We start from the raw sequence: 24,091 nt of genomic DNA, 5'->3' as shown, positions 1-24,091 counted from the left end.
AAAGGCGAAACCACCCCTTCTCCCACTTCGGCCCGGCGTTCACTTCACGAAGCCGGACGAGAGGACCCCCATGCGAAGGACGACCGCCCTCTCCCCCCCCCCCCCCCCCCCCCCCCCCCCCCCCCCCGGGGGGGCCGCCCCCCCCCCCCCCGGCCCCCCCCCCCCCCGCCGCTTCTCCCCCTCTCCCCCTTCCCCGGGCGGACCGACACACCGGCGGCCCGGAGGTCGTTGCCGCTCGATCTGACGTGCGATTGAATCGCCTGCCATGACGCTCACGTGGAAACTCGTCGTGGACAGTTCGGACGCCCCGGCCCTCGCCGAGTTCTGGGCCGCCGCCCTCGACTACCGGGTCGAGGACCCGACCGCCCTGATCGACGCGCTGCTCGCCGACGGCCGCCTCCCGGCCGCCGCCGTCCTGGAGCGCGACGGCCGCAAGCTGTTCCGCGGCTACGCGGCCGTCCGCCACCCCGAGGACCCGTACGACCCGGTGAGCGGCATCGGCCAGGGGCGCCGGATCCTGTTCCAGGACGTCCCCGAGCCGAAGAGCGGCAAGAACCGGCTGCACATCGACGTCCACTCCGGCGGCGAACTCGACGCCGTGGTGGCCCGGTTGGAGTCACTCGGCGCGACCCGGGTCGAGGAGCAGGACCAGGGCCCGGTCGGCCACTGGTGGGTGATGCGCGACCCCCAGGGCAACGAGTTCTGCGTCGCCTGACCTCCCGTCAGCCCCGTTCCGGGCCCTGCGCCAGACGGTCGCCCAGCTCGGTGCGGTGGTAGAGGACCCGGCGGCCCACCCTGGTCCGGTCCACCAGGCCGGTGTCGCGGAGGATCGCCAGGTGGCCGCCGACCGTGCCCACCGACTGGTCCAGCAGCAGGGCGAGTTCGCTGGTGGTGGCGGGCGTCTCCAACTGGCGCAGGATCTGCGCCCGCCCGCCGCCGAGCAGCCGGGCCAGCGCCCGCCCGTCCTCCCCCGCACCGGAGCCCGGCCCGGTCCCGGCCCCGGAGCCACGCGCCGCGTACACCAGCGCGAACGGGCGGTCCGGCGCCTCGCACAGCCAGGAGCTGCGCTGCGCGGTGACCGGGACGAAGAGCATGCCGTCCGGCCCGACCACCCGGTCCGGGCCGGGCCGGTCGCTGAACCGGATCGCGTCCACGCCGACCCACCCGCTGGTGCGGTTCATCTGGCGCAGGGCCCGCGGCCAGCCGTGCGCGGCCAGCAGCCCGGCCCGGTGCGTGACGTCGCGCTGCAGGGCCGCCCGCCGGGCCGGCCAGTCCGCGGCCAGGTGCGCGTCCCAGACCGCGCGGAACAGCTCGGCCGCCCGGGCGCCGTGCCCGCGTCCGGTGAGCCAGGCCGGCCGCTGACCCGCCCAGGCGTGCTCCTGCGCGGTGCGCAGCCCCGCCACCGCGACCTCGTCCGGCACCCGGGCCACCTCGGCGAGCTCCGACTCCAGCGTGGTCTCCATCCCCCCGCCCGGCGGCAGCGTCAGGTGGTCCGGCAGGTACTTCGTCGCCGCGATCAACTCCACCAGCCCGCGCGCGTACCCGTCCCCCGCCAACCGCGCCAGGAACGCCGCCCGGTGCCGCTCCCGCCAGGGCCCCGCCCACGGCTCACCGTACGGACGGGCCAACTGCACGATCGCCGCCAGCGTCTCGGCGAACGGCGACAGCGCGAACCGGGACCGCGACAGCGCGAGCGCATCCAGCCGCAGCACGACCACGGCGCCACCCTCCCCTCCGGCGAGCTTTCGGTGGAACCCGAAACGATAGAGCCCTCACCCCACCCACTCGCACACTCTGCAGGTGCTTCCACCACTCCTTCACCACCGCGACTTCCGCCGCTTCCTCACCGGCCGTGCGATCTCCCTGCTCGGCAGCGCGACGGCCCCCGTCGCCCTGGCCTTCGCCGTCCTCGACACCGGCACCGGCGGGGCCGCCGACCTGGGCGTCGTCCTCGCCGTCCGGATGCTTCCGATGCTCGCCCTGCTGCTGTTCGGCGGCGCGGTCGCCGACCGGCTGCCCCGGCGCACCGTCCTGCTCACCACCCACCTCGGCGCGGGCCTCGGCCAGGGCGCGGCCGCCGCCCTGCTGCTCACCGGCCACTACGCACTCGGCCCGTTCGCCGCCCTGGAGTTCCTGGCCGGCGCGCTCACCGCGTTCACCTCACCCGCCCTGAGCGGGGTGCTGCCCGAACTCGTCCCGAAGGAGCAACTACGGCCCGCCAACGCCCTGCTGGGCATGGCCGCGAACGGCAGCAAGGTCCTCGGCCCGCCGCTGGCCGGGCTGCTGGTGGTCGGCGTCGGCCCCGGTTGGGCGGTCGCCCTCGACGCGCTCAGCTACCTGCCCGCCGCGTACCTGCTCGGCCGCCTGCCCGTCGGCCCGGTCCGCGGCCGTCCGACCACGCTCCGCGCCGACCTGCGTGAAGGCTGGACGGTGCTCCGCCGCACCCGCTGGATCTGGTGGGCCAGTTGGTCGTGCTGCGCCACCAACCTGCTGCTGGTCGGCCCCTGGCAGATCCTCGGCCCGCAGCTCGCCGGCTCCGCCCTCTGGGGCGTCCTGCTCGCCGCCCGCGGCACCGGCCTGCTGCTCGCGGACGCCGCCGTCTACCGCCTGGCCCCGCGCCGCCTGCTCGCCGCCGGCCAACTCGGCGGCCTGCTCCTCCCGCTCCCTCTGCTCGCCCTCGGCCGGCACGCCCCCGTACCCGGCCTGCTCGCCGCCGCCCTCGTCTCCGGCCTGGGCCTCGCCCTCTCCGCCACCGCCTGGGACACCTCCCTCCAGGAACACCTCCCCCGCGAGGTCCTCTCCCGCGTCTCCGCCACCGCCGACGCCCTCTCCTACCTCGCCATCCCGCTCGGCCAACTCGCCTGCGGCCCCCTCACCACCCGCCTCGGCGCCCCGGCCCTCGCCACCGCCGCCGCCCTCACCCAGGCCGCCCTCACCATGCTCCCCCTCCTCTCCCCCGCCGTCCGCCGCCTCCCCCACCACGCCGAGGTCCCGACCCCGGCCCCGGCCTGAGCCGGCGGTCACGAGTACCAGATCAGCAGCCCGTGCCGGTAGCGGGCGGTGCGGGTGAGGTAGCGCAGCAGGTCGGTGTAGTGGGCGGAGAGGTGGTGGAGGGCGGACGGGTCGTCGGCCCAGAGGCGGACGGGGTAGACCTCGGCGGCGGCGAGGTCGGCGGGGGTGAGGCCGGCGGCCAGGGTGTCGAAGGGGAGGTCGGCCAGCTCGCGGACGGCGGTGGCGACCCGGTCGGGGGCGAGCAGGGCGGGCGGGCCGTAGCCCCAGTCCTCGTCGCCGGGGAGGGGGGTGTCGCCGTGGACCAGCTCGGTCGGGAGGCCGCGCCGGGCGAGCAGGTGGGCCAGGGCCGCCCAGGACTTCCCGGTGTCGTGGAAGCGCAGTTCGGAGGGGTCGCGCCGGTGTTCCAGAGCGGCCTGCTCGCGGGTGAACCCCCGGACCCAGCCGGGTTCTTCGAGGGCGCGGGCGAATTCGGCGGGGGCCAGCCGCAGGTAGCTGCCGATGATGCTCATGGGCCGCGATCCTGGCAGCCCCCGCCGACAGGTCAGTCCGAGGGGGACTTCCGGCGGCGCAGGGCCAGGACGGTCAGCACGGCCAGGACGGCGACGCCCGCGACGCTGCCGAGGACGATCGCGGTGGTGCTGCCGCCGCCGTCCCCGTCGTCGTGCGCGGCGGTGGTGGCCGGGCTCGGCGAGTCGGCGGCGGTCGCGGTGGCGGCGGCGGTCGCGGTGGCGGTGGCGGTGGCGGTCGCGGTCCCAGCCGGAGTCGCGGGCGCGGACGCCGTGGCGGACGGCGACCCGGCGGGGGCCAGTGGCGTCGCACCGGCCGCCGCCGGGCGCAGGGCCAGGGTCGGGGCGGGGTGCTCGGGCTCGGTGCCGCCCTGCGGGAGTTCGATCCAGCGGTCGGTGTGGCCGTCGGAGTAGTCGACCAGGGTCTTGAAGACCAGCGAGGCGGCGTCCGGGAGTTGGCGGACCTTGACCGACCAGTCGGCGGCCGTGCCGGGCGCGAGCGCGGGGCCGGCCAGGGTGTAGCCGTCGGCGGTGGGGGTGAGCGCCCAGCCGGCGGGGGCCTGGGCCAGGGTGACGTCCCCGGGGGCCAGCCCGGCGGGCAGCACGACCTTGACGTCGGTGATGCCCGCGGTGGAGGACTCGCCCTCGGCGGAGAAGGAGACCTCGGCGTCGACGGCGAGCGCCTGCGCGGTCGGCGACCCGACCTCGACGTGCGCCGCCGCGGCGCCGGCCGCGCCGAGCACCAGGGCCAGCGCGAGGACGGGTGCGGCGGGGCGGAGCGGGGTGCGCGGTCGCATGGCGGGCACCCTAGCGGTCCCGGGCCGTCAGCCGGCCGCGCACCGCGGCGTGCACCTCGGCCTCCTCGGCCGGATCGGCGGCGAGCCGGCGCAGCCGTTCGAGGACGCGGACGTCGCCGGTGGTGGTGACGTGGGTGGCGGCGAGCTCGCGGGTGGACTCCTCGCAGTCCCACAGGCACTCGACCGCGGGGCCGGCCCCGAAGTTGGCGTCGGTGACGGCGAGCGCCTGGGCGGCGCGCCCGCGCAGTTCGGAGGAGGCGGCCTCGCCGTAGACGTGCCGCAGGGCGGGGACGGCGGCGGTGGCGTGCAGCCGGCCGACGCCGTCGACCAGGCTGCCGAGGGCGGCGCCGGTGACGCCGTTCAACGAGATCCACTGGTGCAGTGCGGCGACCACGAGCGGGGCGTCGCAGGGCTCCCCGGCGTCCGCGAGGAGGCGGACGGCGGCCTGGGCGAGGGCGCTGTCCGCGCCGCCGGTCGCCGGGTCGGCCCAGCGGCGGGCGTGCGCGAGCGCCTCGGGACCTCGCATGCGGCCGAGCAGTTCCAGCGAGGCGCGGACCACCCGGTGGTCCAGGTCGGCGGCGGCGGTCTCGATCAGCCCGGCGGCGGCCGGGTCGCGCTGTTCGACGAGGTGGCGCAGCGCGGCGCAGCGGGCGCCGGCCGGTCCGTGCCCGGCGGCGTCGTGCAGCAGCGGCGCGTCCTCGGGTCGGACGACGGCGGTGAGACAGCGGGCGGCCGCGGCGGCGCGGCGGGCGAGGGCGTCGGGTGCGGCGCTGTCGCCCTGGTCGGCCCAGGCGAGCACGTCGGCGGTGGACCAGCCGGGGGTGACGCCGGGGCGGGCCAGTTGGCGCTGCCACAGGTCGAAGGGGGACTGCTCGCCGGCGGCGGCCACCCGGGGATGGTGGGCGGCCCACAGCCGCCAGACCCGCGGTTCGTAGGCGGAGCGGACCGCCTCGCGCAGCTCGGCGTCGCCCTCCGGGTCGGCCGGGAAGCGGGCGAGGACGGCGGGGGCGAGGGAGAGCAGGGACTCGTCGGTGTCGCGCAGGGCGAGTTCGTCGAGGGCCCAGGACCAGTTGGCCCCGGTGGTGGTGTAGGCGCGCAGCAGGTCGAGGGCGTCCCGGCGGCCGTAGCCGGCCAGGTGGCCCAGGACGGCGAGGGCGAGGCCGGTGCGGGCCTCGTCGGGGTCGAGGCTGTCCTCGGGCGAGTGGAGGTGGAGCTCGATGCCGGTGAGGGGGGCTTCGAGCTCCATGTAGAGCCGCGCGTAGTACAGGGAGCGGTTCTCGACCTGCCAGTCGGCGCGGGGGTCGTTGGTGACGCAGGTCTCGACGGCGGCGATCGCCTCGTCGCGGTCTGCGGCCAACGCATGCAGCTGCCCGTCCCCACGACCTCTCTGGAGGAGGCCGAGGAGGCTGGCGCTGGGCGCTATCACTGGCTCGAACATGAGGTCAGCATCCGTTGCGGCGGTCGTCGTGGCAACGGGATTTCCGTCGCCGGGGTCGGTTGGCACAGCTCAGGCGCCCGGGCGCCGGAATCACCGAAGGTTACCGCCTGGGTGACCGATCTGCACACAGGGCAACGGATTTCCGCACCGTGACCGCATCACACCGGGTCCGTCCGTACCGGATCGACCCCTTCCGGAATGCCGGGTCCGTTCGAGCCCGAATCACCCGGGCGTCCGACCTCCGGAGCCGCCCCGGTCAGATCGGGCGCGGCCTCCTGGGCGCGGGCAGCGCCTCGTTGATCTGCTCGCGCAGCTCGGCCACCCCGGGCAGCCCCTGGTAGCGGGTGGAGAGCCGGTACATCTCGCGCAGCCGGTCCCAGGTGCGCTTGGAGGAGGTGTCGTTGATCGAGGCGAGGGCGAGCTTGGCCTGCACCTGGGCCTCGTCCGGTTCGCCGGAGATCCAGTGGATGGAGGCCAGGGTGATCCGGTCGAGCAGCGCGGAGCGCTCGCGCCCGGTCTTCTGGCGCAGCCGGATCGCGGTCCGGGCGTGCCGGACGGCGAGCGGGACGGCGCCGGGGTCGTGCTCGGCGAGGGTGCGGTAGACCAGGGCCTGCATGCCGTGCAGTTCGGCCTCGTTGAACAGCTGCATCCAGCTGGGGGCGGGTTCCGGGCTGTCCCGGACGAAGAGCTCCTCGGCCTCGCCGAGCACCCGGCGGGTGGCCTCGGAGCGGCCGAGCGCGGCCTGCGCCCAGGCTTCGACGGTGTGCAGCATGGCCCGGGTGCGCGGCTGGGCGCCGTCGCCGGAGCAGGCGCCGGCCTTGGCCAGCTGCATGAGTTCGAGGGCGTCGTCGGCCCGGCCGAGGTGGAGCATCTGGCGGGCGGCCCGGGAGATCGCCTCGCCGGCCCGGGGGCGGTCCTCGGCCTCCCGGGCGGCCTGCGCGGCGATCACGAAGTAGCGCTGGGCGGTCGGTTCGAGGCCGACGTCGTGGGACATCCAGCCGGCCAGCACGGCGAGGTTGGCGGCGACCGTCCAGAGCCGGCGCTCCAGCGCGGCCGGGTGGTCGTGGGTGAGCAGGCCGCCGACCTCGTTGAGCTGGCCGACCACGGCCTTGCGCTGGAGACCGCCGCCGCGGGACGCGTCCCAGGCCCGGAACACGTCCACGGCACGCTCCAGCGCGGCGACCTCCTCGTTGCCGACCGGCCCCGGTTCGTAGACGTCCAGGACGGGCCGGGCCCCGCCCTGGACCAGGACGTGGCGGGGGCCCGGGCGGGCGGCCGCCTCGGCGACGGCGCCGCCGGTGAGCCAGTCGTGCAGGTTGTCGGCGATGACCGCGCCCGCCGCGAGGGCGGCGGAGGCGCCGACCAGTCCGCGTCTGTTCAGCATGAGGTCCATTCCCGTGAACTCGGTGAGGACCGCGGCCGTCCGATCCGGTGCCCAGGGCTCCTTCGGCGGTGCTGCGCTGCTGCCGGACCTGGTGGGCCGGTGTCGTTCGAGACCTAGGTCCTCGGTGGTGACGACACGGCCGAGCCGCTCCGTGAACACGGCGGCCAGCACCCTCGGCACCGGGTCGCGCGGGATCTCGCCCTGCTCGATCCAGCGCCGGACCCGGGAGGTGTCGGTGGACAGCTGCTGCTCGCCCAGCGCGGCACCCCGCCGGTTGACCAGCCGGGCCAGCTCGCCCTTGGACCATCCGGTCAGGGCGAAGTGGTCGGCCAGTCTGGTGTTCGGCCCCTTGCTCAACTGAAGCCCCCAGATCCTCGGCTGGCTCGACCCTAGTGGCTCTGTCACATGCCAAGCGACCATTCGCCAGGGTTCGCCAGGGTGCGCTACGTGGTGTGCCAGTGCCGTCCGGGTGTCAGGTAGGTATGCGCCACCCCGACTCCGCGTCGGAACGGCCCCCGACCGGCCCGGACCTGGTTCCGACGGTGCGTCGGGCGGCCTTCCGGGAGCGGCTCAGCGGGGGGTGGCGCGACCGGGTGGCGCGAGGGCGCCGGGCAGGGCGCGGCGGTCGGGACGGACGTACTTCCCCAGGGTGCGGACGGTTCCGGCGGACCGCGGACCGTGCCCGGCGCCCGCGCCCCACCCGGCCGGCCCGACCCCGGTTCGACGGGCCGCTCACAGCTTTGCCGCCGGTCAAGGAAGGACCCTCACCAGCCCATGTACTCCACAGCCAGCACCGGTACCCGCTCGTCGTCCCCGAACGGGATGGACGGCGCGACCGTACGCCCCGCACGCTCCCCCCTGCGCCCCCCGACCGCCGGTTCGGGACGGCCCGCACCGCGCGCCGCCGAACTGCGCGACCCGCGCGGGCGCACCACCCTGGTGACCCGCCCGCTGGCGGAGCAGGCCGGCCGACCGGGCCAGCCGGGCCGACCGGCCGCGGGCCGGGCCCCGGAGGCGTTCGTGGACCGGGTGGACCCGGCCGCGCTGCAGACCCCGGCGGTACGGGCGGTGCTCGCCAACGTCGCGCGGATATGTCCGGCGTTCCTGCCGCGCCAGGTGCTGCGGGAGGGCGGTCGGCACATCCTGATCGCGGGCACCATCGGCCGGGCCCCGGTGGTGGCGAAGTGCCTGTCCCCGGCCGCGCTGCGGGGGGAGCGGGCGGAGCAGCTGGTGGAGCGCTTCCACCACGAGGTGGCGGTGTACCGGGCGTTCGTGCGGCACCGTCCGCCGGTGCGGCTGCCCCGGCTGGTGGCGGCCGACCACGACCGCTGCGTGCTGGTGCTGGAGCGGGTGCCGGGCCGTCCGGCGGCCCGCGAGCGGCACCCGGTGAACGCGCCGACGCCGGGCGAGGTGCGCGCGGTGCTGGGCTCGGTGCGCACGCTGAACCTGTGGCGCCCGCCGACGGACGTGTTCGGCAAGCCGATGGACTACCAGACCGAGATCGCCCGGTTCCACTCGCTGGGCCTGCTGACCGACCGGGACGCGGGCGACCTGCGCGGCCTGCTGCACGGCCTGTCCTCGGTGCCGTGGCAGCTGAACCACGGCGACGCGCTGCTGGGCAACATCCTGCTGGCCCCGTCCGGCCCGGTCCTGCTGGACTGGGAGCAGGCCGGCTGGTACCTGCCGGGCTACGACCTGGCGGTGCTGTGGAGCGTGCTGTCGGGCGACACCGCGGCCCGCCGCCAGATCAGCCAACTCGCCCAGTCCGGCGGCACGCTGGCCCGGGACGCGTTCCTGGTGAACCTGGTGCTGGTGCTGATGCGCGAGCTGCGGCTGCACGACGTCCCGGGCGCGGGCGAGGAGCAGCGGATCATGATCCGCCGGCTGTACGACGACGCGGCGCTGGCCCGCCGCGCGGTCCGCGCGGCGGTCGGCACCCGGTAGTCGGTCGGCACCCGGCAGTCGGTCCGCTCCCGGAGCCGGCGGGGTCAGCCGCCCAGCAGGGCTTCGCCGAGGGCGTCCAGCACGGTGTCCTCGGCGGGCAGTTGGGTGCGCAGGCTGAGTGCGTCGCGCAGGTGCCGCTCCAGCGGGTGGCGGCGGTCGAGCCCGGCGCTGCCGGTGAGGGTGAGGGCCCGCTGCACGGTGTCGCTCGCGGTGCGGGCGGCGAGCAGTTGGACGGCGGGCGCCCGGGTCGCGGCGGACGGGTCGGCGTCGGTGCGGGCGGCCAGGCCGTGGACGAGTTCCTCGGCACCGGTGAGCGCGGCGTCGAGTTCGCCGAGCGGGCGGCGGTGGGCGGTGGTGCCGCGCAGCCGCCCGGCGGACCAGTCGAGGGCGGCCCGGGCGGTGCCCAGCAGGACGGCGGTCAGGGCGAGTTGGTGCCAGGCCGTGGCGACGGGGTCGGCGGGGAAGGCCGGCCCCTTGGGCAGCAGGGCGGCGTCGGTGCCGATCCGGGCGTCCTCCAGCAGGACGTCGTGGCCGGCGGCGGCGCGCAGGCCGAGCTGGTCGGCGGCGGGGTCGATCTCCAGTCCGGGGCTGTCGGCGCGGACCAGGAACAGGCCGGTGCGCGGCTGGTTCTCGGCGGTGCGGGCCTCGACCACGAGCCAGGAGAGCGCTTCGGCGCCGGGGCAGTGCGGGGCGCGTCCGCCGAGCCGCCAGGCGTTGCCCTGCCAGTGCGCGGTGACGGCGGGCGGGCGCCCGGCGGGGGCCCGGAGGGTGCCGACCAGGGCGGGCCCGCGGCGGGACTCGGTGAGCAGCCGTCGGTAGAGCGCGGCGGGCCAGGGCGCGGTGCGGGCCTGTTCGGCGTGGTGCAGCAGGGTGTGCGCGGCGAGCAGGGCGACCGAGGCGTCGCCGCGGCCGAGCCGGGCCAGCACCCGGACGGTGTCGGCCAGGCCGGCACCCGGCCCGCCGTGCCGCCGGCCGACGGTGAGGGTGAGCAGCCCGGCCTCGTGGGCGGCTTCGACGCCCTGGTACGGGAAGGTGCCGTCGCGGTCGTGCTCTGCGGCCCGGGCGGCCAGCAGGTCGATCACCCGGGGCAGCCGGGCGAACGCCCGCTCGACGGCGTCGTCGGCGGCGTCGGTGACGGGGGCGGGGACGGTCGGCTGTGCTGCGGTGCGGGTCATGGCGGGCCTCCGGGCGGGCGGCGGGGTGTCGGGCGTCCGTGAACTGGGGTTCTCAGGAAGCCGGACAGGCCGCGCCGGCGGTGCGCCGGAGGTCCACGTGCAGGCGGCGGGTGAGCAGCGGTGGCCGGGGCATCGTGCGTCAGCCCTGCTGGAACATCTCCGCCGGAAGCGGCTTGAGGAGCTGGTAGAGGTCGTCCGAAACCGGTCGGTCCCAGGAGGCGATGGTCACCTGGACGCCGTCGCTGCGGCCGAACTGCGAGCAGTACAGCCGCTCCTCGGTGACCTTGACCTTGCGGACGATCAGCAGGTCGTCGCCGAGCATGACCGGGAAGTCCTCGGCCGAGACGAAGTCGACCGGTTCCTCGTTCTCCAGCGAGGCGAGCAACTGGCGGGCCTCCAGCGGCACGCCGTCCTCGCTCTCGCGGGCGGGCGAGTCCTCCGGGAGGTTGCCGATCAGCATGGCCGGGCCGCGGCCGCCGAGCAGGTCGTACTGCAGGAAGACGCCTTGGCAGGAACCGTCCTGACCGGCCAGGATCATGACACCGAAATCGCCGGGCCAGTCGCCCGGATCCATGGCCAGTACGTCGAAGTCCGGGCCGGCGGGCTGTCCGGAGCGACGGCGGAGAAATGACATGGGCCCATCGTACGGGGCCGGTGGGCGGGGGCCGGTGCGCGGGTCCGCGATCAGGCCGAGTTCTACGCTCAGGGACCAATGTTGACTCTGAGCAACCGTCCGGGCTACGTTCGGTTCAGCACGACGGCCGCTCCGGGGCGAGATCCACGGGGAGCGGGTTGTCGCAGCGTGCCTTGCGCGCATTCCCTCACTGCGCACGCGGTCGTGTGAACTCCAAGCACCATTTGCTGATTCAATGGTCCTTAGACGGTTCCTGGAGCCTGCGGGTGATTCCGGCGGGCTCCGGACGGTCGAGGTGCCATCGGGATCGGCGCCACCACAGCCACATAACCGAACCCAGAGCCAGGTTCGCGGGGCCCTCGTGCCGTCGCGTCCGCGAACCTCGCCCGGATCACCGCCGCGTGGGGGCGTGCGGAATCCGGGCTCCGACCCACCCGGGGAGTCGCTCTTCCCGGTCGGGTCACTCCCGCTGCGACGGCTGCCGCACCCTGTGCGGCACAGGGAATGGGAGAGCCCGTCATCGGCGCCGTTGACGGGCAGCAGAAGCGGGCGCCGTGCCTATACCGCGTGGGGGCGGTAGGCACGGCGTCTGCCTGCTCTTACTGTGCTGGCAGGCTTGTCGACCAGTCAACAAGATTCGGCCCATCAGAACTCTTTTGTAACCTCGACGTATGCCCGGCCGTCACCTGGACGCGGGCCCCGGCCCCGGCCGCCGTGCCCGGGAACTCCTGGTCGGGCGCGTGGCGGAGCGGTGAACACCCGGCCAACCGCGCGGGCCGCCGCGGCCGGGACCGGCCGGTTTCCACCGCCCCGGCGCCGTGCTTGCGGCTACTGGTTCCGCGGGTCGAACTCGCCGTCCCGGGCGCCCAGCACGAAGGCCCGCCACTCGGCGGGGGTGAAGATCAGCGCCGGGCCGTCCGGCTCCGCGCCGTTGCGCATCGCGATGTACCCGTCCACGAAGGCGATCTGGACGCCCTGTTCGCCGCCGGGCGCGTGCTGCCACTCGGCCCCGCTCACGTCGAGCTCGATCTTGCGGCGCTCGTCCGCCGCCCGTGCCGCCTCTGCCGGCGTCATCCGCACACCCTCCCGCCCGGACTCCCGCCCGGAGTCGTCCTGCCTGTGGTCGAGCGGCAAGTTTAGCCACCCGCGGCCCCCGGCCCGACCGTTCCGGCCCGGCGCGCCCACCGGACGGGGCAGATGGGGCGATCCGGCCCTCCCGGGGCGGCTGCTGTGCTAGGAGCCCGCCCCCTCGAACGTCCGGGCCCCGGCGGTCCCGGTCGGACACGCCGACCCGGGCGCGCCCGAGGAGCGCGCTCCGGGCGGCGGCCGGGGTGAGGATGGGTGGCGAGGAGTCAGCCACCCAACCGGGAGCAGCCGATGGACCAGCGGGACCGCAGCCGCGCCGACGTCATCCCGATCTCGACCGCGCCCTCGGCCCCGCCGGTGGGCGCCGCGACGGGCACCGTGACCGCGCCGGTGCCCTCGGTGCCGCGCCCCGCCCGGCCCGCCGGGCACGGGCGGGTGGGCCTGGTGCTGGTGTCGCACAGCCAGGAACTCGCGGACGCGGTGCGGGCGGTGGCCCTGGCCGTGACGGAGGCGGACGATCCGGCTCCGGTCGCGGCGACCGGCGGTTCGCTGGAGGACGGCCCGGGCAGCAGCGCGGTGCTGGTGGCCGCGGCGGCCCGCCGGGTCGACCAGGGCCACGGCGTGGCGGTGCTGTGCGACCTGGACGGCCCGGTCCGCACCGTGCTGACGGTGCTGGCGGCGGCCGAGGAGCACGGCCTGCCGTTCCCGACCCGGTTCGCGGACGCCCCGTTCGTGGAGGGCGCGGTGGCCGCGGTGGCGACCGCGACCGCGGGCGGCGACCTGGCGGCGGTGCTGGACGCGGCGGAGGAGACCGCCCGCCGGCCGAAGCGCTGAGCCCCGGCCCGGGCCGGTCCGCCCCTTCGCCCGTCAGCCGATCCGCCGGTGCGCCGGTGCGCCGATCCGCCGACGTGCCGGTGCGCCGTCCGTCGTCCCGGATGTGTCCGATGGGACGGTTTGGTGGCGACTGTGCGGGTTTCCCGCCCGCCGGGCCCCGGGCCGCCGCTAGAGTCGGCCGCATCGGCCCGGCGGGGGGAGTCCCCGGGCCCGACCGGAGGGGTGGTGCGCGGCCGTGCGTGTGGTGATCACCGGCGGGGCAGGGTTCATCGGAGCCAATCTGGCCAGGGAGTTGACGTCCCGTCCGGAAGTGGCGGAGGTCCGGGTGGTGGACGACCTGTCCACCGGCAGCAAGGCCAACCTGGCGGGGGTGGACGTCGCCCTCTTCGAGGGCAGCATCCTCGATCCGGCCCTGCTGGACGCGGCGTTCACCGGCGCCGACGCGGTGGTGCACCTGGCGGCCCTGCCGTCCGTGCCGCGGTCGATCGCCGCCCCGCTGGCCAGCCACCGGGTGAACGCCACCGGCACCCTGGAGGTGCTGGAGGCGGCCCGCCGCGCGGGCGGCCTGTACGTGGCGGCGGCGTCCTCCTCCTCGGTGTACGGCGCGAACCGGGAGCTGCCCAAGCGCGAGACGATGCGCACCGTCCCGATGAGCCCGTACGCGGTCTCCAAGCTCGCCACCGAGTCCTACCTCGGCGCGTACCACCACTGCTACGGCCTGGGCGTGCTGCCGCTGCGCTTCTTCAACGTCTTCGGCCCGCTCCAGCCCGCCGGGCACGCGTACGCGGCGGTGGTCCCGGCCTTCCTGGACGCGGCGCTGGCCGGCCGGCCGGTGACGGTGCACGGGGACGGGCGGCAGAGCCGGGACTTCACCTACGTCGGCACGGTGACCCAGGTGCTCGCCGAGGCGGTGCTGCGCCGGGTGGTCTCCGCGGAGCCGGTGAACCTGGCCTTCGGGACGCGCACTTCGCTGCTGGAGCTGATCGGCCTGCTGGGCGGGGTGCTGGGGGCGCCGGTCGCCGCCGAGCACGTCGACCCGCGGCCGGGGGACGTGCGGGACTCGCAGGCCGACAACGCGCGGCTGCGCGAGCTGTTCCCGGACGTGGCGCCCGTCCCGCTGGAGGAGGGCCTGCGGCGCACCGCGGCCTGGTTCCGGACGCTCTGAGGCACCGGAGGGCGGGAACGGGGCGCGCACCCCGTTCCCGCCCTCCGGCGTTCAGGGCGCCGTCAGTTCGAAGTGCGCCTCGTCCTTCCCGGCCAGCGCGCGGGCGATGTGCTCCAGGAGGCGGTCCTCCAGTTCGGGCAGCGCGTCCGGGTGGAACCAGCCGACCTCGAGCGACTCGTCGTCGTTCACCCGGGCCTCGCCGGACAGCGGACGGCACCGGAAGACCAGGTCGAGGTACTGGGTGCGGTCGCCGTTCGGGTACTCGATCATCGGGGAGACCGCCACCGAGACCAGCCGCTCGGGCCGCACCTCGACCCCGGTCTCCTCCCGGCACTCGCGCACCACGGCGTCCGCGGGCTGCTCCCCCGGGTCGATGATGCCGCTGATCAGTGCCCACCGGCCGTTGTCCGCCCGCCGTCCGAGCAGCACCCGGCCGTCCTCGTCCACCACCACCGCCGACACCCCGGACAGCCAGAGCGGCCGGTGCCCGACCACGGCGCGCAGGTCCGCCAGAAACGCAGGAATTCCCATGCGGGGAAGCCTAGGCGATGCCCTCGGGGGCGGGAGGGCGGCGCAGCAGCGGGCGGGCCGGGGTGCCGACCACGGTGGTGCCGGGCGGCACGTCGCGGGTGACGGTGGCGGCGGCGCCGACGAAGGCGGCGCGGCCCACGGTGCGGCCCTGGAGGACCACGGCGCCGGAGCCGACGGTGCTGTCGTCCTCCAGTCGGACGGCGCCGGAGACGTGGGCGCCGGGGTAGACGGTGACGCGGGCGCCGAGGCGGGTGTCGTGGCCGACGGTCGCGTTGTAGTGGACCTGGCTGTGCGGGCCGAGCCGGACGCTGCTGGAGACGTGCGCGCCGCCCATCACCAGGCAGCCGGGGGCGAGTTCGGTCTCGGGGGCGATGATCGCCCGGGGGTGCGCCAGGGTGACGGGGTGGCCGCCCGCCGCGTCCAGCAGCCCGGCCAGCCGGGCCCGGGCCGCCGGGTCGGCGATCCCGACCAGGTACCCGGCGCCGGGCGGCAGTTCGGCGGGGGCGCGGACGGGCAGGCCGCGCACCGTGCTCCCGGCCTGCCGGTCGTCGAGGAACCCGGCCACCTCGACGCCCGCGGCGATCGCCACGTCCAGCGCCTCCCGGCCGACGCCGCCCGCGCCCGCGATCCACAGCACCATGCGCCGTTCTCCGTCCCTCGTCCGTGCCCTCGCCGATCGTCCGTCACCGGAAACGTACCCGGTCGGGCGGTCGCCGCCGCCCGGCCGGACCGTTTCGCCGCACAGGCCCTAGCCGCGCAGTTCCTCCGGGGCCAGCCGGGGCGCGGTCGCGGTGGCCTGTCGGGGCAGCACGATCCGGGAGGCGGGCTCGGCGGTCGGCTGGGTCGGGGCCGGGAAGCCGGGGTTGACGCCGCCGGCGGCGGTGATGCCGGCCGGGCGCAGCAGCACCTTCACGGTGAGGGCGAGGATGCGCAGGTCGAGGGCGAGGCTGTGGTGCTCGATGTACCAGAGGTCGAGTTCGATGCGTTCGGGCCAGGTGATGGAGTTGCGGCCGCGGACCTGGGCCCAGCCGGTGAGGCCGGGGCGGACGGCGAGGCGGCCGCGCTGGCGGGTGGAGTAGTGGACGACCTGCTCGGGCAGGGTGGGGCGGGGGCCGATGACGCCCATGTCGCCGCGCAGGACGTTCCACAGCTGCGGGAGTTCGTCCAGGCTGCTCTTGCGGAGCAGCGCGCCGAGGCGGGTGATGCGCGGGGCGTCGGGCTCGTCCTCGTACTGCCGGTCGCGCATGGTGCGGAACTTGAGGATGTCGAACTCCCGGCCGTGGCGGCCGGTGCGGGTCTGCCGGAAGATCACCGGTCCGCCCATGGTGGCGCGGATCAGGAGGGCGATCAGCAGGCCGAGCGGGAGCGCGATGATCCCGGCCAGCACAGTGACCGCGAGGTCCCCCCCTCGCTTCATTTCTCCCCCAACTGGGTTGGTGCGGTGCAGTGCGGTGCGGTGTGGTGGTGCGGTGCGGTGGTGGTGCGGATGACGGTGGCGGCGGTGCGGACGCTCAGTCGGTGCTCCAGCGCAGCCCGCGGCGGCGGGCGACGGCGGCGTAGGTCTCCAGCGAGACCTGGGCGACCGCGCGCTGGTCGAACCGTTCGAGGGCGCGGCGGCGGGCCGCCGCGCCCAGGCGTGTCCGCAGGCCGGGCTCGGTGAGGAGCCGGTCGAGCGCGGCGGTGAGGGCGGCGGCGTCGGCCGCCGGGGCGAGCAGCAGGTGCCGGTCGTGGGTGCCGATCTCGCGGCAGCCGCGGATGTCGCTGAGCAGCAGGGGCAGGCCGCTGGCGGCGGCCTCCATGCCGGAGCGGGAGAAGCCCTCCCGGTGGGAGGGGAGGACGAAGACGTCGAGTGCGGCGTAGACGGCGGGCATGTCGTCGCGGGGGCCGAGGAACTCCACGCCCGCCTCGGCGGCGCGCAGCGCGTCGGGCTTGTCGGGGTCGTCGGGGCCGATCCAGACGAAGCGGGCCTTGCCGGCCAGCGCGCGGGCGGCCTCGGCGTACTCGCGGATGCCCTTCTCGGCGACCCGTCGGCCGACCCCGCCGACCAGCAGCTCGTCCTCGGCGAGGCCGAGTTCGGCGCGCAGCCGGGCGCGCAGGGCGTCCCGGGCCGGGCCGGGGGCGGGGAAGCGGTCGAGGTCGACGCCGTTGCCGACCACCCGGGAGCGCCCGGCGGGGACGCCCCACCTGGCGAGCGCGGCCCGGTCCTCGGCGTTCTGGTAGAGCTCGGCGTGCGAGAAGCGGGCGGCGAGCGCCTCGGCGCCGAGCACGGCGAGCCGTTTGGCGAGCGGGTCGTGGGCCTGGGCCCACAGGCCGTGGCAGGTGTTGACGACGACGGGGACGCGGGCGAGCCGGCCCAGGACGCGGCCGAGCACGCCGGTCTTCGGGTTGTGGGTGTGCAGCACGTCGGGCCGGATGCGGCGCAGCTCGGCGAGCAGTTCGCGGGCGGCGGCGAGGTCGGCGGCCGGCTGCCAGGCGCGGGTGAGCGAGGGCAGCGGGAGGTGCCGGACGCCGATCCGTTCGATCCGTTCCCGGTAGGGGCCGGGGGCGCTGATGCCGTAGGTGCGCAGGCCGTGTTCGACGTCGACGGTGAGCTCGGTGGCGAGCAGCAGGTGCAGCGACATGTCGACGGTGGTGAGGTGGGCGACCCGCAGCGGCCGGCCGCCCTCGCCGCGCAGGCGGAGCGGGAGCTGGTCAGGCACCGGCGCCCACCGCCTTCGCGGTGGCGACGATCCGGGCGTAGGCGCGTTCGGGGACGAGCCGGCCGTACAGCTTGGCCCGGAAGAAGTCGATCGGGTCGGTGCGCCGGACCGGGACGCGGTGGAAGCGGGCCGGGTCGTACCCGGGCAGGTTGCGGCCGACCAGGCCGGTGGCGCAGGTGCGGAAGCGGGCGCGCAGCGCGGCGTCCAGGTGCGGGACGGGGCGGCCCCAGGTGTAGGCGAAGTGCCGGGGGCGGGTGCCGAGGTGCTCCTCGACGTCGTCGCCGCAGGCGTCGAGCTCGGCGGTGCTGAGCAGTTCGGGGCGGGCGTGGCTGCGGGTGTGGTTGGCGACGGTGCACAGCCCGGAGGCGGTCATCTCGCGCAGTTGCTCCCAGCTGAGGCCGGTGGCGGGGGCGCCCTTGGCGGTGGAGCCCTCCCAGCGCATCGGGGCGCCGACCAGGCCGCTGGCCAGGTAGACGGTGAACGGCAGGCCGCGTTCGCGGAGCAGCGGCCAGGCCGTCTCGTAGGTGTCGGCGAAGCCGTCGTCGAAGGTGAGGACGGTGCTGGGGGTGCGCAGGCCGGCGTCGAGGCGGTCGGCGGCGGTGTCCAGCGGGACGACCCGGCCGGGCGGGAGCTCGGCGAGCAGGTCCACCTGGGCGGTGAAGTCGGCGGTGGCGAGGTCGAGCTCGTCGCTCGTGCCGCCGCCGACCCGGTGGTAGATGAGCAGGGTGGCGCCCGCGCCGGGCACCCGCCCGGCCGCGCGGGCCAACTGCTGTTTGACCTTCGACCGGACGCCTCCGGCCCGGCCGGCGGTGCTCGTCATGGATCCCCCTCGCGGTGCCCCCGCACCGGACTGTGACTCCCCCGGCCCGCGGTTGCCGCGGGCGATGCGCATCACAGTAGGGGGAAGTGTGAGGCTGCTGCCCCGGAAACGTGAAAGAAGTGCGTAGGTAGGCCGAAAATCAGCCGGTCCGACCGGTCCTGTCCCATTGGTGGACGTTTTCCGGTCGGCAGTCGATCAACGGGGGCGCGCCCCCGGCACCCGGGGCTCAGGGGGTGGCGCCGCCGCTCGGGCGCAGCAGCGCGATGCCGATCCGGACCAGCAGCAGCACCCCGGCGGCCAGGCAGCCGGCCACCGCCATCACCCAGGCCGGGCCGTCGGTCTGCGGGACGAGCACCGCCACCGCGATGCCCATGCCGACGCAGAGCACGCCCACCAGGGCCAGCAGCGGCTGGTGGCGGCGCAGCGCGCAGCCGCCGAACAGGGCTGACCGGCGAGTAGCGGGGCGGTTACTTCGGGTGTCTGCCATGCCCTCCACGGTAACCCGGTCCGGGGGCGCGGGCCACAGTCCTCCGGCCCTTGCGGAGCACCGCTCCGGTCCCGCCCGCAGCGGCTTCCGCCCGCCCGTCCGCCGTTGTGTCCGGCCCCCGGACGGCCGCTGTAGGGCCGTTGTAGGGCCGTTGTAGGGCCGCTGCACGGCCCCCGTCCGGCCCCCCCGTCCGGCCGCCGCGCGGGCCGTTCCCGGAGCGCCTCCGGAGCGCTTCCGGACCGCCCGCAAAATCTCGCCGTCCGGCGTACAACCATCCCGGGGCGTCGTGGGTCTCCACTACATTGAGCGATCCAGGAGCCGTCCGACGAGCGGGATTGGGAGTGCCCGCCGCGGGCTAGATCACTCGGGTGCGGAGCCGCCGCGCCCGGGGTCGGAGGCCGGGCTCCGCCTGCCGACGGTACCGCCACGCCGCTTGTCGGCGACCGAGGGGGGAACCGTGTCGTACGCCACCGTCACCGCTGCCACCGCCGCTGCCGTCTGCTCCCCGCCCCAGCCCGTCGTCCCGTCCGCGACCCCGCCCGCTCCGTCCTCGGCGCCCGACCAGCCCAGGGAGCGGGACCGGGGCAGCTGGCTGCGGTTCAGTCCCGCCCAGCCGCTGTTCCGGGCCCGGGCGGCGCAGCGGCTGGCCGTGCTCGCCTACCACGGGATCACCGACCCGGCCTCGTTCGGCGCCCAGCTGGACCGGCTGCGGCGGCTGGCCACCCCGGTGTCCGTGCCGGACGTGGAGCGGGCGCTGGCCGAGGGGCGGCCGCTGCCGCCGCGCTCGGTGCTGGTGACCTTCGACGACCCGGACCGCACGGTGCTGCGGCACGCGCTGCCCGAGCTGGTGGCCCGGCGGATCCCCGCCGCCGCGTTCGTGATCGCCGAGCTGGTCGGCACCGAGAAGCCGTTCTGGTGGCACGAGGCGGCGTTCCTGGCCCGCTACGGCGGCCGGGCCCGGCTGCTGCCCCGCGGCGCCGACCCGGCCCGGGTGCTGGCGCTGCTCAAGGCGATGCCCGACCCGGACCGCCGGCGCAGCCTGGCCGAGCTGCGGGTCTCCGCGCACCGCCGCCCGCCGGCCCAGGAGCAGCTGCGCCCGGAGGACCTGCGGGTCCTGCGGGAGGCGGACGTCGCGGTCGGCAACCACACCCTGGGGCACCCCTCGCTGCGGCGCTGCGACGAGGCGACGGTGCACGCGGAGATCGCCGGCGCGCACCGGGTGCTGACCCGCTGGCTGGGCGAGGCCCCCACCGCCTTCGCCTACCCGGACGGCGGCTTCGACGAGCGGGCGGACGCCATGCTGCGCCAGCTCGGCTACCGGCTCGGCTTCCTCTCCGACCACCGGCTCGGCCCCCGGTTGCCCGCGCACCCGCTGCGGATCAGCCGCCTCCAGGTCGACTCGACCACCTCGACCCGCCGGTTCGACACCATCCTGTCCGGCCTGGAACCGGCGGTGCAGCGGCTGCTGGGGGCGCAGGCGTAAGCCCCTGGTACGGACGCGGGCCCCGGGTACGGACGCGGGTGGCACGGGCGGGGCCGGGGCCGGACACTGGCGGGGGCGGCCCGCCCGGGCCGGCCACCGGCACCCGGTCCGGAGCAGCGATGAGCGAGACGTTTCCGGCGCTGTGCGCGCACACCCACCTGTTCCCGGGGGCGCGGCTGCGGGTCCGGGGCCTGCCCGATCCGGCGGCCTTCGCGGCGGCGCCCGGGCCCCCGAACGCCGGCCTCGACCTCGACCTCGACCTGCACTTCGCGGACGGCTCGGCCGCCGAGGGCCGGCTGCGCGCGACCGGACCGGCCGTGGCCGAGCTGGCCGTGGCCGGGTACACGACGGCGGCCGGGACGCGGGTGGACGCCCGGACCTGGGAGGTGCGGGCGTCCGTGGCGGCCGACGGCGGGCTGGAGCTGACGGTCGGGGGCCGGTCGGCCGGGTGAGCGCGGGCCGGGGTCAGTCGGTGGCGGTGGGCCGGATGCCGCGCATCCGGCCGATCGCGTAGACGGCGCCGGCCAGGGCCAGGTCGGAGAGCAGCATGAAGCCGATCGAGTAGCTGTTCTTGGCACTGTAGATCGCGCCCATCACCAGCGGCGGGACGAAGCCGCCGAGGCCGCCGATCGCGCCGACGATGCCGGTCACTGAGCCGACCTGGGCGACCGGGGTGACCTGGGCGACCAGCGCGAACACCGAGCCGCTGGTGGTGCCCAGGCCGGCCGCCATCACCAGGAAGGCGATGGTGCCGATCGGGCTGAGGTCCGGGTCGAAGGCCTGGACGATGGCGAACAGCGCGGTGGTCCCCAGCGCCCAGGCGGTCACCACGGCCGGGTGGACGCGGTCGGAGAGCCAGCCGCCGAACGGCCGGAAGACCACCGTGACCAGCGCGAACCCGGCGGCCTTGGTGCCGGCGTCGGTGGCGGACAGCTCGTACCAGGTCTTCAGGTACGTCGGCAGGTAGACGCCGAACGCGACGATGCCGCCGAACCCGATCGCGTACAGCGCGGACAGCTCCCACGTCACCCGCAGCCGCCCGGCCCGGCCGAGCCGGGAGGCCAGCGAGGCGGTCGGGACCACCCGGTCGGGGCGGTCGCGCAGCAGCAGGTAGGACAGCACGGTGTACCCGGCCAGGGCGATCGCCAGCACCCAGAACGGCAGGTCGTGGCCGTGCTTCCACAGCCGCGGCGTGAAGTAGCCGGACAGCGCGACGCCGCCCATGCCCATGCCGAACACGCCGACGCCCAGGCCGCGCTTGTGCGGCGGGAACCAGGAGTTCACCAGCGGCACGCCGATCGCGAAGGTGGTGCCGCCGAGCCCGAGGAAGAAGCCGACCACCAGCAGCGCCCCGTACGAGCTGCGGGCCGGGATCAGCAGCAGCACCGGGACGATGGTCAGCGCCGACATCAGCGGGAACATCAGCCGCGCCCCGAAGCGGTCGGTCAGCGCGCCGACCGGGACGCGGCCCAGCGAGCCCACGATGACCGGCACCGCGACCAGGAACGACTGCGCGAACGACGACATGTGCAGTGTCTTGTCGAACTCGCCCGCCAGCGGGGCGATCAGGTTCCAGGCCCAGAAGGTCAGCGCGAAGCCGACGGTGGCGACCACCAGGTTGGTGTAGGCCGTCCCCGACACCCGTTCGTCGGCCGGCACCCGTTCGTTCGATGCTGTCAGCTGTCCCATGGGACCCAAGCCTCCGGGGACGTGCCGCCCCGGGCCGGGGACACGCGCACGGCGCGGTCGTGCCGTCAGGCGGACGGCCGAACCGGGGCGGGTCCCGGAACGGCCGTCCGCCTGGCCGCCGAGGGGTTCGGGGTAGAGTCGGTGCTCGTGAAGATCGCCCTCGTGGACTCCGGAATCGGACTGCTCGCCGCCGCCGCCGCGATCCGCCGGGCCCGGCCCGACGCGGACCTGGTCGTCTCGTGCGACCCGGACGGGATGCCGTGGGGCCCGCGCACGCCCGAGGACATCGTCGAGCGCGCGCTGGCCTGCGCCCGGGCCGCCGTGGCGCACGGGCCGGAGGCGCTGGTGGTGGCCTGCAACACGGCCACGGTGCACGCGCTGGCGCGGCTGCGGACCGAGTTCGAGCCGGGGCTGCCGGTGGTCGGGACGGTACCGGCGATCAAGCCGGCCGCCGCGGCCGGCGGGGTGGTGGCGATCTGGGCGACCTCGCGGACCACCGGGAGCGCGTACCAGCGCGGGCTGATCGCCGAGTTCGGCGGGGCCGCCGCGGTGCACGAGGTGGCCTGCCCGGGGCTGGCCGAGGCCGTCGAGCGGGCCGACGAGGCCGCGATCGCCGCGGCCGTCGCGTCGGCCGCCGCCCGCACCCCGGCCGGGACCACGGACGTGGTGCTGGGCTGCACCCACTACGAGCTGATCGACGACCGGATCGCCGCCGCGCTCGCCGGGCCGGTCCGGCTGCACGGCTCGGCGGATGCGATCGCCGCGCAGACGCTGCGCCGGCTCTCCCCCGCCACGCCGCCCGGCGGCGGGACGCTGACCGTGCTGCACTCCGGCCGCCCGGCGGCGCTCCGGGCCGAGGCGCTCGCGTACCCGCAGGGCGGGCTGCTGGCCGCGGCCCGGCTCTGACCGTCCCGTCCCGTCCCGCCTCGCCCCGTCCCGTCTCGCCCTGTCCCGCCGCTCGGCGGGGGGTGTCAGCCGACCGGGTTGCCGACCAGCTGCTGCGGGCCGGTGAACAGGTTCGGGGTGCAGCCGGGGCCCGCGAGGGTGAGGCGGTCGCGGGTGTTGACGATGCTGAGCGGGCCGGTCCAGTCGGCGCCGCAGATCCGCACCGTCCCGGCGCCGACGGCCTGCAGCGGGCCGTTGACGTCGGAGCCCGCGACCACCAGGTTCGCCCCGGCCCGGACCACGATCGGGCCGTTCTGCCGGGCGTTCACCAGGCAGGTGGTGCCGGTGGCGGCGGTGAGCGGGCCGTTGTGGGCGCCGGTCACGGTGGTGGTGCAGGCCGGGGTGGCCGGCAGCTTGGACCGGAAGTCCAGCGCGTAGGCGAGCTTGCCGGGCTTGGCGTCGGTGATCGGGGCGCTCAGCTTGCCGAACTCGCCGCCGGTGGGCTTCTTGCCCGCGTTCCAGGGGGTGAGCCGGCCGAGCTGGTCGGCGGTGGCGCCGCCGGAGACCACGGCGTCGCCGGGCAGCGCGGACATCGCCTGCGAGGCGGTGCGCACCGCGTCGAGGTAGGAGGCGAAGTCGCTGCTGTCGTAGGAGCCGGGCAGGCCGATGCCCTGGCCGCGCAGCCAGTCGCCCCACTGGAACTCGAGGAACTCGGCGGCGTCGTCGGGCACCGAGTAGCCGATGTCGCGGGTGAAGTAGACCAGGCTGCGGTACGGGTCGTCGTGGAAGTTCGCCAGGCCGAGGCGGGTCGGCAGCTGGTCGACGGTGAGGGGGTTCGCGTGCTCGTCGAGCAGCCGCACCCACCCGTGGTCCTGCATGGCCTGCCAGAACGCGGCCTTCGACAGCGCGCTGTAGTTGGCCTGGACGATCAGCCGGATGTGCAGCTTCGGCCCGCCCTCGGGGGTCTCCAGGAAGGAGGTGAGGGTGTGGTGGCCGTCCGTCAGGTAGAGCGCGCCGCCGGGGCCGACCACGACGGTCTTCATCTCGGCGCGGCTGGCCGCGGTCTCCTGCCCGACCGGGACGGTGCAGGTGAAGCTGGCCGGGTCGGCGAGGGTGGCGCCGGCCGGGGCGGCGGCGACCGCGCCCTGGCCGTTGGTGGCGCACCAGTCGTCGAAGCGCTTGTTGATGCCGCCGTTGAGCCGGTCCTTGTCCGAGGCGTACCGGCCGAGCTTGTAGTAGACCTCGTCGTAGCCGACCGCGTCCTGGGTCGGGTGCAGCTGGTCGAGCGTCACGTCCAGCAGCTGGCCGGGCTGCGCGGCGAGCGCGGCCCCGTCGGCGGGGGCGGCCCCGGCGGGGGCGGCGAACCCGGTCAGCCCGCCGAGGGCGAGGGCCGACGCGGCGGCGAGCGCGGCCCGACGGCTCGGGTGACGGTGGCGCGACGGGGCGGCGGACGCGGTGCCGGTCATCATCTGTTCTCCTGCTGATCGGATCGGCGGATTCCCGCCGCGCCCATCCAGCCACC

The 24,091-nt window shown here is 76.1% G+C and carries 25 protein-coding genes; 8 read left to right on the top strand and 17 right to left on the bottom strand.

Going from position 1 to position 24,091, the window contains the following annotated elements; all coding sequences use genetic code 11:
• The first annotated feature begins 265 nt into the window (after positions 1-265).
• The gene (locus tag ACIP60_RS36450) at positions 266-715 is read left to right on the top strand and encodes a VOC family protein (protein WP_400693353.1); all 450 of its coding nucleotides are present in this window, start codon (positions 266-268) and stop codon (positions 713-715) included.
• Between the two features lie 7 nt (positions 716-722).
• On the opposite strand, the gene ACIP60_RS36445 is transcribed toward ACIP60_RS36450, so the two are convergent.
• Positions 723-1,712 (bottom strand): ArsR/SmtB family transcription factor, encoded by a 990-nt coding sequence (locus ACIP60_RS36445; RefSeq protein WP_400693351.1) that lies wholly within the window; start codon positions 1,710-1,712, stop codon positions 723-725.
• 88 nt (positions 1,713-1,800) lie between these two features.
• On the opposite strand from ACIP60_RS36445, the gene ACIP60_RS36440 reads away from it, so the two are divergent.
• Positions 1,801-3,012 (top strand): MFS transporter, encoded by a 1,212-nt coding sequence (locus ACIP60_RS36440; RefSeq protein ID WP_400693348.1) that lies wholly within the window; start codon positions 1,801-1,803, stop codon positions 3,010-3,012.
• 8 nt (positions 3,013-3,020) lie between these two features.
• On the opposite strand, the gene ACIP60_RS36435 is transcribed toward ACIP60_RS36440, so the two are convergent.
• From ACIP60_RS36435 to ACIP60_RS36420, 4 genes are all read right to left on the bottom strand, one after another.
• Positions 3,021-3,521 (bottom strand): YfbM family protein, encoded by a 501-nt coding sequence (locus tag ACIP60_RS36435; RefSeq protein ID WP_400693345.1) that lies wholly within the window; start codon positions 3,519-3,521, stop codon positions 3,021-3,023.
• 32 nt (positions 3,522-3,553) lie between these two features.
• The gene (locus ACIP60_RS36430) at positions 3,554-4,315 is read right to left on the bottom strand and encodes a DUF1775 domain-containing protein (protein ID WP_400693342.1); all 762 of its coding nucleotides are present in this window, start codon (positions 4,313-4,315) and stop codon (positions 3,554-3,556) included.
• Positions 4,316-4,325: 10 nt separating this feature from the next.
• Positions 4,326-5,753, bottom strand: a complete 1,428-nt coding sequence (locus ACIP60_RS36425; protein ID WP_400693339.1) for a HEAT repeat domain-containing protein — start codon at positions 5,751-5,753, stop codon at positions 4,326-4,328.
• 256 nt (positions 5,754-6,009) lie between these two features.
• Positions 6,010-7,494 carry a hypothetical protein gene (locus ACIP60_RS36420; protein ID WP_400693336.1) on the bottom strand — a complete coding sequence of 495 codons (1,485 nt, stop codon included), beginning with the start codon at positions 7,492-7,494 and terminating at the stop codon, positions 6,010-6,012.
• Between the two features lie 465 nt (positions 7,495-7,959).
• Here ACIP60_RS36420 and ACIP60_RS36415 point away from each other — a divergent pair, with 465 nt between their 5' ends.
• On the top strand, positions 7,960-9,081 hold the full coding sequence (locus tag ACIP60_RS36415) for an aminoglycoside phosphotransferase family protein (RefSeq protein ID WP_100838365.1): 1,122 nt from the start codon (positions 7,960-7,962) through the stop codon (positions 9,079-9,081).
• Positions 9,082-9,125: 44 nt separating this feature from the next.
• Here ACIP60_RS36415 and ACIP60_RS36410 read toward each other — a convergent pair whose 3' ends face one another.
• The 4 genes from ACIP60_RS36410 to ACIP60_RS36395 form a co-directional block, all read right to left on the bottom strand.
• Entirely contained in the window at positions 9,126-10,256 is a 1,131-nt protein-coding gene (locus ACIP60_RS36410; protein WP_400693334.1) for an acyl-CoA dehydrogenase family protein, read from the bottom strand.
• A gap of 52 nt (positions 10,257-10,308) precedes the next feature.
• Positions 10,309-10,389, bottom strand: coding sequence for a putative leader peptide (locus tag ACIP60_RS36405; protein WP_359783877.1), 81 nt, complete (start codon positions 10,387-10,389; stop codon positions 10,309-10,311).
• Positions 10,390-10,395: 6 nt separating this feature from the next.
• The gene (locus ACIP60_RS36400; RefSeq protein ID WP_111556378.1) at positions 10,396-10,890 is read right to left on the bottom strand and encodes a hypothetical protein; all 495 of its coding nucleotides are present in this window, start codon (positions 10,888-10,890) and stop codon (positions 10,396-10,398) included.
• Between the two features lie 828 nt (positions 10,891-11,718).
• A complete protein-coding gene (locus tag ACIP60_RS36395) occupies positions 11,719-11,964 on the bottom strand; it encodes a DUF397 domain-containing protein (RefSeq protein ID WP_100835418.1) in 246 nt (81 codons plus the stop codon).
• Positions 11,965-12,267: 303 nt separating this feature from the next.
• On the opposite strand from ACIP60_RS36395, the gene ACIP60_RS36390 reads away from it, so the two are divergent.
• Positions 12,268-12,810, top strand: a complete 543-nt coding sequence (locus ACIP60_RS36390) for a PTS fructose transporter subunit IIA (RefSeq protein ID WP_100835419.1) — start codon at positions 12,268-12,270, stop codon at positions 12,808-12,810.
• Positions 12,811-13,045: 235 nt separating this feature from the next.
• Positions 13,046-13,975 (top strand): NAD-dependent epimerase/dehydratase family protein, encoded by a 930-nt coding sequence (locus ACIP60_RS36385; RefSeq protein ID WP_400693329.1) that lies wholly within the window; start codon positions 13,046-13,048, stop codon positions 13,973-13,975.
• 51 nt (positions 13,976-14,026) lie between these two features.
• Here ACIP60_RS36385 and ACIP60_RS36380 read toward each other — a convergent pair whose 3' ends face one another.
• From ACIP60_RS36380 to ACIP60_RS36355, 6 genes are all read right to left on the bottom strand, one after another.
• A complete protein-coding gene (locus ACIP60_RS36380; protein WP_400693326.1) occupies positions 14,027-14,506 on the bottom strand; it encodes an NUDIX hydrolase in 480 nt (159 codons plus the stop codon).
• 10 nt (positions 14,507-14,516) lie between these two features.
• Positions 14,517-15,146 (bottom strand): acetyltransferase, encoded by a 630-nt coding sequence (locus ACIP60_RS36375; protein ID WP_400693324.1) that lies wholly within the window; start codon positions 15,144-15,146, stop codon positions 14,517-14,519.
• Positions 15,147-15,254: 108 nt separating this feature from the next.
• Entirely contained in the window at positions 15,255-15,923 is a 669-nt protein-coding gene (locus ACIP60_RS36370) for a sugar transferase (RefSeq protein ID WP_400693321.1), read from the bottom strand.
• A gap of 94 nt (positions 15,924-16,017) precedes the next feature.
• Entirely contained in the window at positions 16,018-17,205 is a 1,188-nt protein-coding gene (locus tag ACIP60_RS36365; RefSeq protein ID WP_400693318.1) for a glycosyltransferase, read from the bottom strand.
• Positions 17,198-18,025, bottom strand: coding sequence for a polysaccharide deacetylase family protein (locus ACIP60_RS36360; RefSeq protein WP_400693315.1), 828 nt, complete (start codon positions 18,023-18,025; stop codon positions 17,198-17,200). The genes ACIP60_RS36365 and ACIP60_RS36360 overlap by 8 nt, the downstream gene beginning before the upstream one ends.
• Positions 18,026-18,251: 226 nt before the next feature.
• Positions 18,252-18,512, bottom strand: coding sequence for a hypothetical protein (locus tag ACIP60_RS36355; RefSeq protein ID WP_400693312.1), 261 nt, complete (start codon positions 18,510-18,512; stop codon positions 18,252-18,254).
• A 457-nt stretch (positions 18,513-18,969) separates the two neighbouring features.
• Between ACIP60_RS36355 and ACIP60_RS36350 the strand changes: the two genes are divergently transcribed.
• Both ACIP60_RS36350 and ACIP60_RS36345 read left to right on the top strand, forming a co-directional pair.
• Entirely contained in the window at positions 18,970-19,995 is a 1,026-nt protein-coding gene (locus tag ACIP60_RS36350) for a polysaccharide deacetylase family protein (RefSeq protein ID WP_400693309.1), read from the top strand.
• A 119-nt stretch (positions 19,996-20,114) separates the two neighbouring features.
• On the top strand, positions 20,115-20,447 hold the full coding sequence (locus ACIP60_RS36345) for a hypothetical protein (protein ID WP_400693306.1): 333 nt from the start codon (positions 20,115-20,117) through the stop codon (positions 20,445-20,447).
• A gap of 13 nt (positions 20,448-20,460) precedes the next feature.
• Here the strand turns inward: ACIP60_RS36345 and ACIP60_RS36340 are convergent, their stop codons facing one another.
• On the bottom strand, positions 20,461-21,684 hold the full coding sequence (locus tag ACIP60_RS36340; RefSeq protein ID WP_400693304.1) for an MFS transporter: 1,224 nt from the start codon (positions 21,682-21,684) through the stop codon (positions 20,461-20,463).
• Between the two features lie 147 nt (positions 21,685-21,831).
• On the opposite strand from ACIP60_RS36340, the gene ACIP60_RS36335 reads away from it, so the two are divergent.
• Complete coding sequence (locus tag ACIP60_RS36335; protein ID WP_400693301.1) at positions 21,832-22,590, top strand: glutamate racemase; 759 nt, start codon at positions 21,832-21,834, stop codon at positions 22,588-22,590.
• 65 nt (positions 22,591-22,655) lie between these two features.
• Here ACIP60_RS36335 and ACIP60_RS36330 read toward each other — a convergent pair whose 3' ends face one another.
• Positions 22,656-24,038 (bottom strand): ParB/Srx family N-terminal domain-containing protein, encoded by a 1,383-nt coding sequence (locus ACIP60_RS36330; protein ID WP_400693297.1) that lies wholly within the window; start codon positions 24,036-24,038, stop codon positions 22,656-22,658.
• Between the last annotated feature and the right edge of the window lie 53 nt (positions 24,039-24,091).

It is taken from the genome of Kitasatospora sp. NPDC088783 (assembly GCF_044750705.1).
Taxonomy (GTDB): domain Bacteria; phylum Actinomycetota; class Actinomycetes; order Streptomycetales; family Streptomycetaceae; genus Kitasatospora; species Kitasatospora fiedleri.
Note: the sequence above shows the minus strand (reverse complement) of the source record. Positions and strands in the feature narration are given on the sequence as shown.